This is a genomic window from Pedococcus sp. P2_E5 (assembly GCF_056403895.1).
The window spans coordinates 101,148-116,242 of sequence record NZ_JBFUEP010000002.1; the positions used below are offsets into that span (position 1 = coordinate 101,148).

Annotated in this window: 15 protein-coding genes; 8 read left to right on the top strand and 7 right to left on the bottom strand. The window is 71.4% G+C overall.

Annotation, left to right across the window (positions count from 1 at the left end):
- The first annotated feature begins 83 nt into the window (after positions 1-83).
- The 5 genes from AC1DVZ_RS01245 to AC1DVZ_RS01265 all read left to right on the top strand — a co-directional run bounded on the left by AC1DVZ_RS01245 (position 84) and on the right by AC1DVZ_RS01265 (position 5,205).
- Complete coding sequence (locus AC1DVZ_RS01245) at positions 84-1,013, top strand: oxamate carbamoyltransferase subunit AllH family protein (RefSeq protein ID WP_477616363.1); 930 nt, start codon at positions 84-86, stop codon at positions 1,011-1,013.
- Positions 1,010-2,578 (top strand): FdrA family protein, encoded by a 1,569-nt coding sequence (locus AC1DVZ_RS01250; RefSeq protein ID WP_477616364.1) that lies wholly within the window; start codon positions 1,010-1,012, stop codon positions 2,576-2,578. Before AC1DVZ_RS01245 ends, AC1DVZ_RS01250 begins: the two co-directional genes overlap by 4 nt.
- Positions 2,575-3,984 carry a YlbE family protein gene (locus AC1DVZ_RS01255; protein WP_477616365.1) on the top strand — a complete coding sequence of 470 codons (1,410 nt, stop codon included), beginning with the start codon at positions 2,575-2,577 and terminating at the stop codon, positions 3,982-3,984. Before AC1DVZ_RS01250 ends, AC1DVZ_RS01255 begins: the two co-directional genes overlap by 4 nt.
- Before the next feature lie 73 nt (positions 3,985-4,057).
- On the top strand, positions 4,058-4,930 hold the full coding sequence (locus AC1DVZ_RS01260) for a bifunctional methylenetetrahydrofolate dehydrogenase/methenyltetrahydrofolate cyclohydrolase (protein ID WP_477616366.1): 873 nt from the start codon (positions 4,058-4,060) through the stop codon (positions 4,928-4,930).
- A gap of 5 nt (positions 4,931-4,935) precedes the next feature.
- On the top strand, positions 4,936-5,205 hold the full coding sequence (locus tag AC1DVZ_RS01265) for a DUF3017 domain-containing protein (RefSeq protein ID WP_477616367.1): 270 nt from the start codon (positions 4,936-4,938) through the stop codon (positions 5,203-5,205).
- 69 nt (positions 5,206-5,274) lie between these two features.
- Here the strand turns inward: AC1DVZ_RS01265 and AC1DVZ_RS01270 are convergent, their stop codons facing one another.
- Positions 5,275-6,267, bottom strand: coding sequence for a malate dehydrogenase (locus tag AC1DVZ_RS01270; protein WP_477616368.1), 993 nt, complete (start codon positions 6,265-6,267; stop codon positions 5,275-5,277).
- An 89-nt stretch (positions 6,268-6,356) separates the two neighbouring features.
- On the opposite strand from AC1DVZ_RS01270, the gene AC1DVZ_RS01275 reads away from it, so the two are divergent.
- Positions 6,357-7,370, top strand: coding sequence for a GNAT family N-acetyltransferase (locus tag AC1DVZ_RS01275; RefSeq protein WP_477616369.1), 1,014 nt, complete (start codon positions 6,357-6,359; stop codon positions 7,368-7,370).
- A gap of 53 nt (positions 7,371-7,423) precedes the next feature.
- Here the strand turns inward: AC1DVZ_RS01275 and AC1DVZ_RS01280 are convergent, their stop codons facing one another.
- The 3 genes from AC1DVZ_RS01280 to aqpZ all read right to left on the bottom strand — a co-directional run bounded on the left by AC1DVZ_RS01280 (position 7,424) and on the right by aqpZ (position 11,068).
- A complete protein-coding gene (locus AC1DVZ_RS01280; RefSeq protein WP_477616370.1) occupies positions 7,424-7,834 on the bottom strand; it encodes a nitroreductase family deazaflavin-dependent oxidoreductase in 411 nt (136 codons plus the stop codon).
- A 38-nt stretch (positions 7,835-7,872) separates the two neighbouring features.
- Positions 7,873-10,086 (bottom strand): NADP-dependent isocitrate dehydrogenase, encoded by a 2,214-nt coding sequence (locus AC1DVZ_RS01285; RefSeq protein ID WP_477616371.1) that lies wholly within the window; start codon positions 10,084-10,086, stop codon positions 7,873-7,875.
- 190 nt (positions 10,087-10,276) lie between these two features.
- The gene (aqpZ, locus tag AC1DVZ_RS01290; RefSeq protein ID WP_477616372.1) at positions 10,277-11,068 is read right to left on the bottom strand and encodes an aquaporin Z; all 792 of its coding nucleotides are present in this window, start codon (positions 11,066-11,068) and stop codon (positions 10,277-10,279) included.
- A 371-nt stretch (positions 11,069-11,439) separates the two neighbouring features.
- Here aqpZ and AC1DVZ_RS01295 point away from each other — a divergent pair, with 371 nt between their 5' ends.
- Positions 11,440-11,886 carry a hypothetical protein gene (locus tag AC1DVZ_RS01295; protein WP_477616373.1) on the top strand — a complete coding sequence of 149 codons (447 nt, stop codon included), beginning with the start codon at positions 11,440-11,442 and terminating at the stop codon, positions 11,884-11,886.
- A gap of 2 nt (positions 11,887-11,888) precedes the next feature.
- On the opposite strand, the gene AC1DVZ_RS01300 is transcribed toward AC1DVZ_RS01295, so the two are convergent.
- From AC1DVZ_RS01300 to AC1DVZ_RS01310, 3 genes are read right to left on the bottom strand one after another with little or no spacing between them, the layout of a single operon-like run.
- Positions 11,889-12,194 carry a PqqD family protein gene (locus tag AC1DVZ_RS01300; protein WP_477616374.1) on the bottom strand — a complete coding sequence of 102 codons (306 nt, stop codon included), beginning with the start codon at positions 12,192-12,194 and terminating at the stop codon, positions 11,889-11,891.
- Positions 12,187-12,447 (bottom strand): hypothetical protein, encoded by a 261-nt coding sequence (locus AC1DVZ_RS01305; protein WP_477616375.1) that lies wholly within the window; start codon positions 12,445-12,447, stop codon positions 12,187-12,189. The genes AC1DVZ_RS01300 and AC1DVZ_RS01305 overlap by 8 nt, the downstream gene beginning before the upstream one ends.
- Positions 12,444-13,331: a hypothetical protein gene (locus AC1DVZ_RS01310; RefSeq protein WP_477616376.1), complete on the bottom strand. Its 888-nt coding sequence runs from the start codon at positions 13,329-13,331 to the stop codon at positions 12,444-12,446. Before AC1DVZ_RS01310 ends, AC1DVZ_RS01305 begins: the two co-directional genes overlap by 4 nt.
- Positions 13,332-13,420: 89 nt before the next feature.
- Between AC1DVZ_RS01310 and AC1DVZ_RS01315 the strand changes: the two genes are divergently transcribed.
- A complete protein-coding gene (locus AC1DVZ_RS01315) occupies positions 13,421-15,088 on the top strand; it encodes a tyrosine-protein kinase domain-containing protein (RefSeq protein WP_477616377.1) in 1,668 nt (555 codons plus the stop codon).
- Positions 15,089-15,095 lie beyond the last annotated feature (7 nt).

Below are 15,095 nucleotides of genomic sequence, written 5' to 3' on the forward strand. Positions count from 1 at the left end.
GAGGCGACTGTAACGGCAGTCGATAGCGTCGCTGCGTCAGTCCGAGGAAACCCCGAGGAACCGTTCGCCACCGGAGGTCGTCCGTGACAGCGTCTGTGACAGCGTCCGAGCCGCTCTGGCCGGCAGCGGTGTCCGAACGCGCTGCCGGGCTGGTCCACGGGCCGGCCCGCTGGGCGAAGGTCCTCGGCACGTTTCCCACGGCGCTGTACCTGCAGGTCGGTGGTCACGCGCGGGTCCTCCCGGTCGTGACGCCTGACGGCCTGCGCCTGCCGACGGCCCTGGCCGTGGCCACGCCGTTGCCCACCGTCGGATGGGGGGTACAGCCGGGTGACGACGTCGTCGTCGGTGGCGGCGACGTGCTGCTGCCGGGCCTCACGATCCGTGCGGTCCGCACCTGGCGCCCGCACCAGGTCCAGACCGCGCTGGTCTCCTCGGGCCTGCTCGCCGACCCCTTCGCGTCTCTTCCCCTGGGCTGGCGCGCCCCCTCCCACAGGCTGACCGACGCGCTGGTGACCGACGACCGGGACACCCTCACGGCAGGGGTGCACGCCCTCGTGGGGACGGGGCCCGGACTCACCCCCAGCGGCGACGACGTCCTCTGCGGGATCCTGCTCGGCCTGCGCCTGCACCCCCACGTCTCGGACACCCTGGTGGATCGGTTGTGGCAGGCGGTGCTCCCGCGGCTCACGACCACCACGAGCCTGTCCGCCGCGCTGCTCACCGAGGCAGCACAGGGGTATGCCGTGGCCCCTGTCGTGCGCCTCACCGAGGCTCTCGCGGGCACCGGGTCCACCGACCCCGTCGACCACGGGGACCCCGGGGACCCCACCGAGGTCGACGCGGCCGTCCAGGCGGTGCTCACCATCGGGCACTCCTCGGGTGCGGACCTGCTCGGCGGGCTCGCCGGGTGCCTCGACGCGCTCGACGCGCTGGACGCGCTCGACTCCCTTGGTGGCCCGGACCTGCCCGACCACTGCCCACGACCGGCCATGACCCACAGGAGCCTCCCGTGACCGACCACCTCGAACTGCGCGGCGGGGCCTACTACGACTCGGTCAGCCTGATGCAGGTCTCCCGGCAGGTTGCGGGGGCGCCGGGCGTGGCCGCCGCGCAGGTCGCCATGGCCACCGAGCTCAACCTCGCGGTCATCGGCGGCATGGGCTTCTCGGTGCCCGACGGCGCGCAGCCCAACGACCTCGTGGTCGCGATCCGGGCCGACGACGATGAGGGCGTCGCGAGCGGGTTGGCCGCCCTCGACACCGCGCTGGCTGCCCTCAAGTCGGCCGGCTCCAGGTCCGGAGGCTTCGGCGAGGCACCGGCGCCCCGCACGCTCGGACGGGCCGTCGCCGTCGGAGGGGCCAACCTCGCGCTGGTCTCGGTGCCCGGTCAGTACGCCACGGTCGAGGCCTTCGACGCCATCGACCGCGGCGTCTCGGTGATGCTCTTCTCCGACAACGTCCCGGTCGAGGACGAGGTGCGGCTCAAGGACGCCGCGGCCGCCCGCGACGTGCTCGTCATGGGTCCGGACTGCGGGACGGCCGTCGTCGGGGGGGTCGCGCTCGGCTTCGCCAACGTCGTCGAGAGGGGACCGGTCGGCATCGTGGCGGCGTCAGGCACGGGCGCCCAGCAGGTGATGGCGTTGCTCGATGCCGCCGGTGTGGGGGTGAGCCACTGTCTCGGCGTGGGCGGGCGAGACCTCTCGGCGGCCGTGGGCGGGCGCTCCACCAGACAGGCTCTCGCGGCGCTCGCCGCCGACGAGACCACCGAGTCGATCCTCGTCGTCTCCAAGCCGCCGGCTGCCGAGGTGCTCGCCGACCTCGAGGGGTATGCCGCGGGGCTCGGCAAGCCCGTCCACTGGGCCACGTTGGGCGCGGGCCGCCCCGACCTCACGGCGGCCGTCGAGGCCTTCCTGCGTGACTCGGGCCGCGACGTGCCCACCTGGCCGCACTGGGACTCCCTCCCCGTCCCCGCGACTCTGAAGGATCGTGGGCGCCAGGACCGGCACGATCCTTCAGAGTCGGACGGCACGCGGCGGGACCGCTTCCTGCGGGGGCTGTTCTGTGGAGGCACGCTGGCGGATGAAGCCATGCTCGTTGCCTCCCAGGAGCTGGGCGGCATACGGTCCAACATCCCGCTCGCCCCCGACCTGGCGCTCGACGCGGGGCTGCGGGCCGACGACCACGTCGTGATCGACTTCGGCGACGACGGGCTGACCCGCGGCAGGGCCCACCCCATGATCGACCCGACCCYGCGGCTGGAACGGATAGCGGCCGAGGGAGGTGACCCCCAGTGCGGAGTGCTCCTGCTCGACCTCGTCCTCGGTCACGGCGCCCACCCCGACCCGGGGCCCGAGCTGGCTGAAGCCATTCGGGGGGCTCGGGAGGCTGCGCGGGCCGGCGGGCGCGACCTGCCGGTCGTGGTCTCGCTCACCGGCACCCGACGCGATCCCCAGGACGTCAGCGCGACTGCGGCGACCTTGTCCGCGGCCGGGGCATCGGTCCACCTGTCCAACGCCGAAGCCACCAGGACGGCGTTGTCGCTCCTGTCCGGCACCGACCACGCGGGAGGATCCCGATGACCACGCCACTGCACGGGCTGCTGGGCGCGGACCCGGTGCTCGCCACGGCCGGCGCGTCGATGTTCGCCGACGCCCTGCGCGACCAGGCGGTCGTCGTGACCGAGACGGACTGGCAGCCGCCCCTCGACGGGACCGCCGCGCACCTGGGCACCGTCCTGGGCGACTCGCGCCGCGTCGCTGCGAACGCCCTTGCCCTGGAGCGGATGACCGCGGCCGGCGCAGATTTCGTCGACGTGCGTCCGGCCCACGAGGCGCTGGGGCTCGAGCGCGGCACGTTCCTGCACGCCGGGCCGCCCATCGAGTGGGCACGGGCCTCCGGACCGCTCAAGGGCGCCCTCATCGGAGCCATGCTCTTCGAGGGGATGGCCGACACCGCCGAGGCAGCGGAGGCCGCCCTGGCGCGCGGCGACGTCGAGCTCGAGCCGTGCCACCACCGCGACGCCGTGGGACCGATGGCCGGAGTGATCTCACCCTCGATGTGGGTCTACGAGCTGCGCGACGAGGTCCACGACCACACGTCCTGGTGCTCGCTCAACGAGGGACTGGGCAAGGTCCTGCGCTACGGCGCCTTCGGCCCCGAGGTCATCGACCGGCTGCACTGGATGAACTCCGTGCTGGGGCCCTTGCTGCAGCAGGCGATCCGCGCCGCCGGACCGATCGACGTCAAGTCGATCATCGCCCAGATGCTCCAGATGGGCGACGAGGGCCACAACCGCAACCGCGCCGGTTCGCTGATGCTCCTGCGCGAGCTGCTGCCCTCGCTCATCGTGGCCGACGGGTCGTCGACCGACATCGCCGAGGCGGTGCGGTTCTCGGGCGCCAACGAGCACTTCTTCCTCAACCTGGGTATGCCGGCCTGCAAGCTGTCGACGCTGGCGGCGGAAGGGATCCCCGGCTCCACGGTCGTCACCACGATGGCCCGCAACGGGACCGACTTCGGCATCCGGACCGCCGGCACCGGCGCCCAGTGGTTCACCGGCCCGGCCAACACCCCCGAGGGCCTGTTCCTGGGCTCCTACGGGCCGGACGACGCCAACCCCGACATCGGCGACTCGGCGATCACCGAGACCGCGGGCATCGGCGGTTTCGCGATGGCAGCCGCCCCGGCCATCGTCCGCTTCGTCGGTGGCGACGTCCCCCTCGCCCTCCGGGCCACGCGCACGATGTACGAGATCACCGTCGGCGAGCACACGGCATACCAGGTGCCCATCCTGGAGTTCCGCGGGACGCCCACCGGGATCGATGTCGCCGCCGTCGCCCGCACCGGGATCCTGCCCCAGATCAACACCGGCATGGCCGGTCGCGTGGCGGGGACCGGCCAGGTCGGTGCCGGGCTGGTGACGCCACCGGCCGAGTGCTTCACGCAGGCGATCGCGGCGCTGGCCGCTGCCGTGGGACCGGGCTGACCCGCGCCGCCCCGCCGCGCGCCACTGGCACTGCCGAAACCCGATGGACCGGGGCGTGGCAGGATACGGGCTCGTGACGGCACGCATCCTCGACGGCAAAGCGGTCCTGGCGACCATCAAGGACGAGCTCCGCGGACGCGTCGACGTGCTGCGCGAGCACGGCGTCGTGCCCGGCCTCGGCACCGTGCTCGTGGGTGATGACCCCGGCAGCCGGTGGTACGTCAACGCCAAGCACCAGGACTGCGCCGAGATCGGGCTCACCAGCATCCGTCGCGACCTGCCCGCCAGCGCCACCCAGGCCGAGGTCGAGGCCGTCATCGACGAGCTCAACGCCGACCCGGGATGCACGGGGTTCCTCGTGCAGCAGCCGACGGGGCTCGACGAGTTCGCCCTGCTGTCCCGGGTCGACCCGACCAAGGACGTCGACGGGCTGCACCCCACGAACCTGGGCTGGCTCGTGCTGGGCAAGCCGGCCCCGCTGCCCTGCACCCCTGCCGGCTGCATCGAGCTGCTGCGCAGGTTCGACGTGCCGATCGCCGGCGCGCGGGTGGCGCTGGTCGGGCGCGGGATCACCGTCGGTCGGCCGCTCGGCCTGATGCTCACCCGACGCAGCGAGAACGCCACCGTCGTCCTGTGCCACACCGGGACCCGCGACCTCGCCTCCGAGGTCCGCCAGGCAGACATCGTCGTCGCCGCAGCCGGCCAGCCCGGACTCATCACGGCCGACATGGTCAAGCCCGGAGCCGCCGTCCTCGACGTCGGCGTCAGCCGCATCATCGCCGAGGACGGCAGGTCCAAGGTCGCCGGAGACGTCGCCGACGACGTGGCGGAGGTGGCCGGCTGGGTCAGCCCGAACCCCGGGGGCGTCGGGCCGATGACGCGCGCCATGCTGCTGTCCAACATCGTGGCAGCCGCCGAGCGTCAGCTCGCCGAGACCTCGGCCTGACGCGGATGACCGCGCCGCGCCTGGGCTGGTGGTGGGTCGCCGCCCCGGTCCTGGTGCTGGGCGTCGTGTTCTTCACCTTCGACAAGGTGCTGCTCGCCGGCTACACGATCGCGGCAGGCCTCGGTCTGGCGGCGCTGCTGCGCCTGGTGCTCCCCACCGCCCGCAGCGGTGGCCTCGCGGTGCGCTCGCGGGGAGTGGACGTCGTCACGATGGCCGCGCTCGGCCTCGCCCTGGCCGTCATCACCTCGGTGCTCGACCTGCGCCCCCGCGGCTGACCCCGGGGAGAACGCGGAAGCGGCCGCCCCCATGGGGACGACCGCTTCGACGTATGCCGCCTGGGTGGGTCAGCCGAGCAGGCCCAGTCCGCGGACCGCTTCGCGCTCCTCCTCGAGCTCCTTGACGGAGGCGTCGATGCGGGCGCGGGAGAAGTCGTTGATCTCCAGGCCCTGGACGATCTGCCAGTCGCCGTTGCTCGTGGTGACGGGGAAGGAGGAGATGAGGCCCTCGGGGACGCCGTAGGAGCCGTCGGAGCGGACCGACATCGAGACCCAGTCGCCGGCCGCGGTGCCGAGCGCCCAGTCGCGGGCGTGGTCGACCGTGGCCGACGCCGCGGAGGCCGCCGACGAGGCGCCCCGGGCGTCGATGATCGCCGCGCCGCGCTTGGCGACGGTGGGGATGTAGGTGTCGGCCAGCCACGCCTCGTCGTTGACCAGCTCGGCGGCGTTGCGTCCCCCCACCTCGGCGTGGAAGAGGTCGGGGTACTGCGTGGCCGAGTGGTTGCCCCAGATGGTCATGTGGGTGATGTCGGTGACGGCGGCACCGGTCTTGGCAGCCAGCTGGCTGATCGCGCGGTTGTGGTCCAGGCGGGTCAGCGCCGAGAACCGCTCCTGCGGGATGTCGGGCGCGTTGCTCATGGCGATGAGGGCGTTCGTGTTGGCCGGGTTGCCGGTCACCGTCACGCGGACGTCATCTGCCGCAACGGAGTTCAGCGCCTTGCCCTGGGGGGCGAAGATGCCGCCGTTGGCCTCGAGCAGGTCGCCGCGCTCCATGCCCGGACCGCGCGGACGGGCGCCGACGAGCAACGCGTGGTTGACGCCGTCGAAGACCTTCTCGGCGTTGTCGCCGATCTCTACCTTGGCCAGCGTCGGGAACGCGCAGTCGTCGAGCTCCATGACGACACCCTCGAGCGCCTTGAGCGCCGGGGTGATCTCGAGCAGTCGCAGCTCGACGGGAGTGTCCGGGCCGAAGAGCGATCCGCTCGCGATCCGGAAGAGGAGGCTGTAGCCGATCTGGCCGGCGGCGCCGGTGACGGCGACCTTGACGGGGGCAGTGCTCACGGTGGGACCCTTCGCGTCTCTGGTGGGGTGACTGTCGTCGACGCTAGCAGGCTGCCGGCGGCACGCAGCCGGGTGGTTAGGGTCGTCTCATGCCGACTCCCGACTTCGTCCTGGCCCTGCGTGAACGGGTCGGCACCCACCCCCTCTTCCTGACGGGCGTCACTGCGGTGGTGCGCAACTCGCAGGGGGAGGTGCTCCTCGCCCGCCGCGTCGACAACGGCCAGTGGGCCCTCGTCAGCGGCATCCTCGAACCGGGTGAACAGCCCGCCGAGGGGCTGCGTCGCGAGATCGAGGAGGAGACGGGGGTGGTGGCCACCATCGACGACCTGACCGGCGTGTGGACCCTCCCGCCACAGGAGTACCCGAACGGCGACCGCGCCCAGTACCTCGACCTCTGTTTCACCGCGACACACGTGTCGGGTCACGCCAGGGTCAACGACGACGAGTCGCTGGAGGTCGGCTGGTTCGCGCTCGACGACCTCCCGGTGATGATGGAGCGCTCGCGGGTGCGCCTCGAGCGCGCAGTCGCCTTCCGCGGAAACACCTGGTTCGAGGGCGGCCGCCCATCACCCGACAGGTATGCCGCCGTGCCCGACGACGGTTCGCTCCCAGCTCTCGCGACCCTCGAGGCGGGCGACCGCCAGGTCGTGCTGCGACGGGCCACAGCCTCGGACGTGGCCGCTGTTGTCGGCCTGATCGCCGACGACCAGCTCGGGGCGACGCGCGAGAACGTGGGCGACCTCACGGCATACCTGCGGGCCTTTGCGGTGATCGACGCGGACCCGGCGCAGCTGCTCGTCGTCCTCGACGACGACGGCGTCGTGGTGGGCACGATGCAGGTGAGCTTCATCCCCGGGCTGTCGCGCGGCGGCGCGCTGCGCGGGCAGGTCGAAGCGGTGCGGGTCGCGGACAGCCACCGCGGTCAGCGACTCGGGGAGCAGATGGTCCGGTGGGCGGTGGCCGAGGCGGCCCGGCGCGGCTGCGCCCTCGTGCAGCTCACGACCGACACGCGACGCACCGACGCGCACCGGTTCTACGAGCGGTTGGGGTTCACTGCCTCACACGTTGGGTTCAAGATGACCCTGAGAGGCGACGAGGCCTAAGCCGAGGAGCGCCCCCGCGTCGTCGGTCACGGCCGGGTGCCGGCTCCCCTCGGTCAGGCGACCGGGCGCAGCCGCAGCACCGGCATGACCCGGCTCGTCTTCGTCTCGTAGGCGCCGAAGCCGGGTCGTGCGGCCACGATGAGCGGCCAGTGCTCGGCACGCTCGTCCGGGCCGAGCTCCTCCGCATCGACGGAGAAGGTACGGGTGCCGACCTCCACCTCGAACCGCGGGTTGGCGAGGAGGTTGTGGTACCAGTCCGGGTTGGTCGGTGCGCCGCCCTTGGACGCCACGACGAGCATCGAGCCGTCGTCCTGCGGGAAGTAGACCAGCGGTGTCACCCGCACCGTGCCACTGCGGGCGCCGATGTGGTGGAGCAGGATCATCGGCGCCCCCTTGAAGTAGCCGCCGACCTTTCCCTCTTTGGCACGGAACTCCGCAATGACACCGTCATTCCAGTCGCTCATGTCCGGTGCAACCCCGGGGCGCTTCCTCCCATTCCGGGTCAGGACAGGCTGGCGAGGGCCTCGTTGAAGGTCGCGGAGGGACGCATGACGGCGGCGGTCCTGGCCTCGTCGGGGCGGTAGTAGCCCCCGATGTCGGCGGGGTGTCCCTGAACGCCCAGGAGCTCGTCGTTGATCTTTGCCTCGTTGGCGGCGAGGGTCTGCGCAACGGCCGCGAAGGAGGCGGCGAGCTCGGCGTCCTGGGTCTGGGTGGCCAGCTCGTGGGCCCAGTAGAGCGCCAGGTAGAAGTGGCTGCCGCGGTTGTCGATCTGACCGACCTTGCGGGCCGGGCCCTTGTTCTCGTTGAGCAGCCGCTCGGTCGCCCGGTCGAGGGTCTCGCCGAGCACCTCGGCGCGGGCGTTGTCGGTGCTCGTCGCCATGTGGCGCAGGCTCTCGGCGAGGGCCAGGAACTCGCCGAGGCTGTCCCAGCGCAGGTAGTTCTCCTGGACCAGCTGCTGGACGTGCTTGGGAGCCGACCCGCCGGCGCCGGTCTCAAAGAGGCCGCCACCGTTCATGAGTGGCACGACCGACAGCATCTTGGCGCTGGTGCCGAGCTCGAGGATCGGGAACAGGTCGGTGTTGTAGTCGCGAAGCACGTTGCCGGTGACCGAGATGGTGTCCTCGCCCTTGCGGATCCGCTCGACCGACAGCGTGGCCGCCTCGACCGGGTTGAGGATCTGCAGGTCGAGACCCTCGGTGTCGTGGTCGGCGAGGTAGGTGGTGACCTTGGCGATCAGGTTGCGGTCGTGGGCGCGGGTCTCGTCGAGCCAGAAGACCGCGGGGGTCCTGGAGGCGCGCGCGCGGGTGACGGCCAGCTTGACCCAGTCCCGGATGGGCGCGTCCTTGGTCTGGCACGCGCGCCAGATGTCGCCCGGCGCGACCTCGTGCTCCATGAGCACGTCGCCGGTGGCGTTGACGACCTGGACCGTGCCGGCCTCGGCGATCTCGAAGGTCTTGTCGTGGCTGCCGTACTCCTCGGCCTTCTGGGCCATCAGTCCGACGTTGGGCACCGAGCCCATCGTGGTCGGGTCGTAGGCGCCGTGCGCGCGGCAGTCGTCGATGACGGCCTGGTACACGCCGGCATACGAGCTGTCGGGGATGACGGCGAGGGTGTCGGCCTCGCCGCCGTCGGGGCCCCACATGTGGCCGGACGTGCGGATCATCGCGGGCATCGACGCGTCGACGATGACGTCGCTGGGCACGTGCAGGTTGGTGATCCCCTTGTCGGAGTTGACCATGGCCAGTCGAGGACCCTCGGCGAGGCCCTGGACGATCGCGGCCTTGATCTCGGCACCCTTGTCACCCAGGGCGCCCAGCCCGTCGATGATCGAGCCGAGACCGTTGTTGGCCGACAGCCCGGCCGCCGCGAGGTCCGCGCCGTAGGTCGCGAAGACGTCGGGCAGGAACGCGCGCACCACGTGGCCGAAGATGATCGGGTCGGAGACCTTCATCATCGTGGCCTTGAGGTGGACCGAGAACAGCACGTCCTCGGCCTTGGCCCGGGCGATCTGTTCGGTGAGGAAGGAGTCGAGTGCTGCGGCGCGCATGACCGTGGAGTCGACGACCTCGCCCGCGAGGACCGTGAGCCCTCCCTTGAGGACCGTCGTGCCGTCGTCCGTGACGAGCTGGATGGTGAGGGTGTCGTCCGACGGGAGGACCACGGACTGCTCGTTGGAGCGGAAGTCGTCTGCCCCCATCGTCGCCACGTTCGTCGTGGAGTCAGGGCTCCAGGCGCCCATCGAGTGAGGGTGCTTGCGGGCGTAGTTCTTCACCGCGGACGGCGCCCGGCGGTCGGAGTTGCCTTCGCGCAGAACGGGGTTCACCGCGCTGCCCTTGACGCTGTCGTAGCGGGCACGCGCGTCGCGCTGCTCGTCGGTGGTGGCCTCGTCGGGGTAGTCCGGCAGCGCGTAACCCTGGGCCTGGAGCTCGGCGACAGCAGCCTTGAGCTGCGGCACCGAGGCCGAGATGTTCGGCAGCTTGATGATGTTCGCCTCTGGCGTCGTGGCCAGCTCGCCCAGCTCGGCGAGGGCGTCGCCGATCCGCTGGTCCTCGGGGAGCACGTCGTCGAACGCCGCGATGATGCGCCCGGAAAGGGAGATGTCCCGCGTCTCCACGTCGACCCCTGCAGTCCCGGCGAACGCCTCGATCACGGGGAGGAAGGAGTAGGTCGCCAGCATGGGCGCCTCGTCGGTCAGGGTGTAGATGATCTTGGCCATGGAGGCGACTCTCTCCTGAGGTGGTCTGGATGTCGAAGCGGTCCGGAGACGACGTTCAGGCTATCGGCCCTCGACGCTGTCGTCCCTCGACCCCGACCACAGTATCTTGATATCAAGATACTCGCGCAACCGCTCAGGTGGCGGACAGGGTGGCGTGCCCTCACGGGGTGGCCCGTCAGGGGGCGGCCCGTCAGGTGGTGGGCTTGAGGTCCTCCGGGTCGACCACTCCCGTGATGTCCTCGTCCCGACGGTCCACGCCGGTCACCAGGTGGTAGGTGGCGCCCGCGATCGCCGCACCGACGATGGGGGCCAGCCAGAAGGCCCACAGCTGGGCCGGCGCGCCGTTGCCGTTGAAGAAGGCGACTGCCGTCGAGCGCGCAGGGTTCACCGAGGTGTTGCTGATCGGGATCGAGATCAGGTGGATGAGCGTGAGCGCCAGGCCGATGGCGATGGGGGCGAAGCCCGTCGGTGCGCGGTCGTCGGTGACACCCAGGATGACGTAGAGGAAGAAGGCGGTCAGGATCGCCTCGGCGCACAGCACGGCGACGAGGGTGTAACCGCCGGGGGAGTGGTCGCCGTAGCCGTTCGCGGCGAGGTTGCCGGTGGCGTCGAACCCGGAGACACCGCGGGCGATACCCCACAGGGCCAGACCGGCCGCAAGTCCGCCGACGACCTGCGAGCCGACGTAGCCCGGCACGTCCTTCCACGGGAAGCGCTTGGCCACGGCGACACCGATGGTCACCGCGGGGTTGAAGTGCGCCCCGGACACGTGCCCCACGGCATACGCCATCGTGAGGACGGTGAGGCCGAAGGCGAGGGCGACACCCAGGAAGCCGATGCCGAGCTGGACGCCTTGACCCGCCACGACGTTGGGGGCGAGGTACTTCGCCGAGAAGATGGCGCTCCCGCAGCCGCCGAAGACGAGCCAGAAGGTGCCCAGTGCCTCCGCGCCGAGGCGTGAGGTCAGTGCCGGTGTGCGCATGTGACTCCCCTAGTGCTGCAGGTGGGTGGCGACCGGTGGGCCACCGCTGGCCCGTGCCGGGACCACTCTGCCGCACCCGGCGCGTTTTGCACACGCGCGACACCCGTACTGGTGTGCGCGGAGGCAGGGCGCGATGGTGCGACGACGCAGGGGGCCGCCGTCCGCCCGCGAGGCTGGTTGACAGCCCTCGTCCATCACCCAAAAGGACTAGTTCATGGTCGCCGGATACGTCGAATGAATGAGGACATAGCCGGACAAACGATGTCATTGACTTTTCATTTCTTTACCAAATGCTGGTGAAACCCATCCCCGTCCTTTACGTTCAGCCCACACATCAAACGGGTCCGCAGGGGCCCGGAAGCGGGGTTTCGATGGATCAGCAGGGGATCGTCAAGGACAGCGGCACGCCGTTGGTCAAGCGTCGCACGGTCGCGCTCGGGGCAGCGTGGTCGGTGCCCGTGATCGTGCTGGCGACGGCTGCGCCGGCCGCGGCCGCGTCCGGTGACGCGCCGGTGGTGAACGCCACCGTCGTGGCGGACAAGGAGCCGGCCAACCAGTTCGGCACGAAGAAGATCAACTTCACGATGACGCTGACCAACACCGGGACCGGCGCCGGGTCCGTCGAGGTGCTCTCGGTGACGTCCAGCGCCACGACCGGGACCACGACCGGTGTGCCGACCACGGTGACCGTGCCGGTGGGGGGCAGCGTGCCGGTGAGCTTCTCGTACACGTACTCGGGCAACGCCGGGACCGCGACGTACACGATCAGCTACCGGACCGGCGGCGGCTCGGTCCAGATCGTCCAAGTCACCGCCTGAGCTCAGCCGGTCGTCATGGAGCGGTCAGGCGGAACGCGCGACACCAGCCCTCGTGACTCCAGCTCGGCCAGGAACGTGACCACGTCTGGCTCGACTTCGGCAGCAGGGATGCCGAAGTCAGCCGCGACGCGGTCGACGACCTGCGCGGTCGTCGGCTCGTGGTCCAGGGCCTGCCAGATGGCGTGGGCAGAACCCTCCATGACGAAGGGTCGGGCGGTCTGGGGGGTGGTCAGGTCGAGCACGACGACCCGGCCCGGTGACTCGACCACGGCGACGTCGGGTTGGCGGTGCCACACGGTGTCAGTCAAGTTCGACGAGCCCCTGGGCCGCCAGTGTCCTGAGTGCCACGTCGGTGGACACCACGGCATCGACACCGTCGGGCGCCGGGCCGAAGGTCGCGAGCAGCACGTCGACGAGCTCCGAGGCCGGGGTCCAGTCGAGGCACGAGTCGAGCAGCGTCGTGGCCAGGGCCGAGAGGCGCACCACTTCCCGTCCGACCAGCACGACGGCCTCACCGTCCCGGTCCACCCGGTCCAGGGCCGGCAGGTAGCGCGCTCTCACGACGCCCCACCCACGATCTCGTCCACCACCAGCTCGTCCACCACCGCTTCGTCCAGCACCGCGTCGTCCAACAGCTTGTCCACCAACCCGGCCACGTCGGCCGATTCCCGATAGGTGATCCGATGCACACCACCGAGCGACTCGCACAGCGCCGCCAGGCGCTGCAGTGGTCGTGCCATCTCGGGCAGGTGCGACGTCTGGGGCACCAGGGCGACCAGGGCGTCGAGGGTGGGCAACGTCTCGACGGTGGGCTCGCCCTCGTGGGTCGGATCACGCTCGAGCAGGCAGAGCGCCGCGAGCTGCACGCGGCGAGTGGGTGCCACGAGCCCGATGGCACTCGGCGGGGTCTCGTTCTTGAAGAGGCTGTCCGGCATGCGGCGGACCGACAGGGGCTTGGGATAGGGGACGACCGTGCGGTCGTCGAGCACCACGGTCGTCTCGTCGGTGACGTACCAGCGACCCGGGCCCAGGGTGCTCACCAGCGTCGTCTTGCCGGTGCCGCCCCGAGCCACGAACGCTGCGGCAGCGCCGGTCAGCGGGTCGGCGAGGCAGGCTGCGTGCAGCATGAGGCACTCGCCGGCCCGGGCATCGATGGCGGACAAGGTGATCCGCTGGGTGAGGACCTGCAGCAGGTCCTCGAGCTCGAGGCGGGACACCGCGCCGCTCGCGTCCGCGGCAACCCACGCGGCCGGGTCGCTGTCGAAGACCACGTCGGTCGTGACGTCGCCGGTCGCGCCGGTCGGAGCGGCGCAGAACTCCCAGAGCCGGGGCAGCCGGTCCAGGACCTCGGCGGCCCGGTCGCCACGCACGCGCACCTCGACGTGCACACCGAAGGCGTCCACGACGGCGCTGCGGCTGGAGGTCGCCAGTTCTGCTGCGGTCACAGGCCGCACAGTAGAGCAGTCCGCACCAGCGCACAGGGCAACCGCACCGGTGTGGCCGCGCGCGTCGACCCCACACCACTGGAGCAGCCGTGGAACTGACCGACTACCTCAGGGTGCTGCGGGCCTACTGGCGCGGCGTCGCGGCCTTCCTGCTGCTCGGCGTGGCCGTCGCTGCCGGGGTCAGCCTGGTCCAGCCCAAGGTGTACCAGGCCGACGCCAGCGGCTTCGTCAGCGCAGGCACCACGAACTCGGCCGGCGAGGCGTCCGTCGGCGACAGCCTGGCCAAGTCGCGTGCGGCGTCCTACGTCGACCTCGCGCAGTCACGGGCCACGGCCCAGACGGTGATCAGCGACCTCGGCCTCGACGTCGCGCCCGCCACGCTCATCGGTGCCGTGTCGGTGTCACAACCCCTCGACACGGTCCTGATCAAGATCAGCGCCCGCGCCGCCACCCCCGTCTCGGCCCAGCAGCTGGCGGACGCGTGGGTGCAGGCCCTCGCGAAGCAGGTGGACCAGGTCGAGAACCCCTCCGGGTCCTCTGCCCAGGCCCTGCGGATCGTGCCGATCGAGTCTGCTGCGCTGCCCTCCGCACCCGTGTCGCCGAACACGCCCAGGAACGTCGGCCTCGGGTTCGTGGGCGGTTTCCTCCTCGGCGTCGCGTATGCCGTGGCGCGCAGCCAGCTGGACCGCAAGCTCCGCCGGGCCGAGGACATCGAGCGGGACTTCGGGGTCACCGTCGCGGCCACGATCCCGGCCAGTCCGGCCATGGTCCGCAAGCGCGGAGCGCTCGTCCCCCTGGTCGTCGGGCACTCCAGGGTGAAGGACCCGGTGCACGCCGCGGAAGCCTTCCTCAAGCTGCGCACGAACCTGCAGTTCATGGACATCGACAACCCGCCTCGCGTGATCGTCGTGACCAGTCCGCTGCCCGGTGACGGCAAGTCGACCATCGCGGCCAACCTCGCCGCGGCGCTGTCGATGTCGGACCGGCGCGTCGTGCTCATCGACGGCGACCTGCGTCGGCCGGTGGTCGCCGAGTCCTTCGGCCTCGTCGAGGGTGCCGGGCTCACCGACGTCCTCATCGGCCGGGTCGACTTCGCGGACGTGGCGCAGCGCGTGGCGTCACTGCCCAACCTGACCGTCCTCGCGGCCGGGGGGATCCCGCCGAACCCGAGCGAGCTGCTCGGGTCCAAGGCGATGCGCAGGCTGTTGGACTGGCTGGCCGACAGTGGGTACATCGTCATCGTCGACGCGCCCCCGCTCCTGCCGGTCACCGACGGCGCGGTGCTCACCGCTGCAGCGGACGGAGCCCTGGTGGTGGTGACGGCGGGCCGAACCCTCGACACCCAGCTCGGGGCAGCGCTGGCGAGCCTGCACGCGGTTCAGGGACACACCTTGGGTGTCGTGCTCAACCGGGTCGAGCCGAAGTCGGCGGACAGCGGGTACTACGGCGGCTACTACGGGACCGAGAAGCCCGTCAAGGGTCGGCGCCGTGCCACGCCGGACCGTGGCCCGGAGTACCAGCCCGTAGACGGGCCGGAGGGCCGGCACCCGGCCGACCCGGAGCGCCAGCCGGTGCCGGTCGAGAGAGCCCATGAGGTCGTGACGGCCCAGGCGGTCGAGGCGGCGCTGGCAGCGGCCGAGGGGGTCAAGGCGGCTCAGGCGGCTCGACCGGGCAAGCCGGCCCGCGGGCTCGGGCGGGGCAGGCCGAACGCCGCGGCACAGCAGCGCGGCCCGGCAGCCGCGGGTGTGCCTCGCTGAGAGACTC

What these genes read in the sequence shown, in the direction of transcription:
- AC1DVZ_RS01285 (WP_477616371.1), bottom strand. Translation starts at nt 10,086, where the DNA reads ATGGCCAAGATCATCTACACCCTGACCGACGAGGCGCCCATGCTGGCG.
- AC1DVZ_RS01275 (WP_477616369.1), top strand. Translation starts at nt 6,357, where the DNA reads ATGCCGACTCCCGACTTCGTCCTGGCCCTGCGTGAACGGGTCGGCACC.
- AC1DVZ_RS01265 (WP_477616367.1), top strand. Translation starts at nt 4,936, where the DNA reads ATGACCGCGCCGCGCCTGGGCTGGTGGTGGGTCGCCGCCCCGGTCCTG.
- AC1DVZ_RS01280 (WP_477616370.1), bottom strand. Translation starts at nt 7,834, where the DNA reads ATGAGCGACTGGAATGACGGTGTCATTGCGGAGTTCCGTGCCAAAGAG.
- AC1DVZ_RS01295 (WP_477616373.1), top strand. Translation starts at nt 11,440, where the DNA reads ATGGATCAGCAGGGGATCGTCAAGGACAGCGGCACGCCGTTGGTCAAG.
- aqpZ (WP_477616372.1), bottom strand. Translation starts at nt 11,068, where the DNA reads ATGCGCACACCGGCACTGACCTCACGCCTCGGCGCGGAGGCACTGGGC.
- AC1DVZ_RS01255 (WP_477616365.1), top strand. Translation starts at nt 2,575, where the DNA reads ATGACCACGCCACTGCACGGGCTGCTGGGCGCGGACCCGGTGCTCGCC.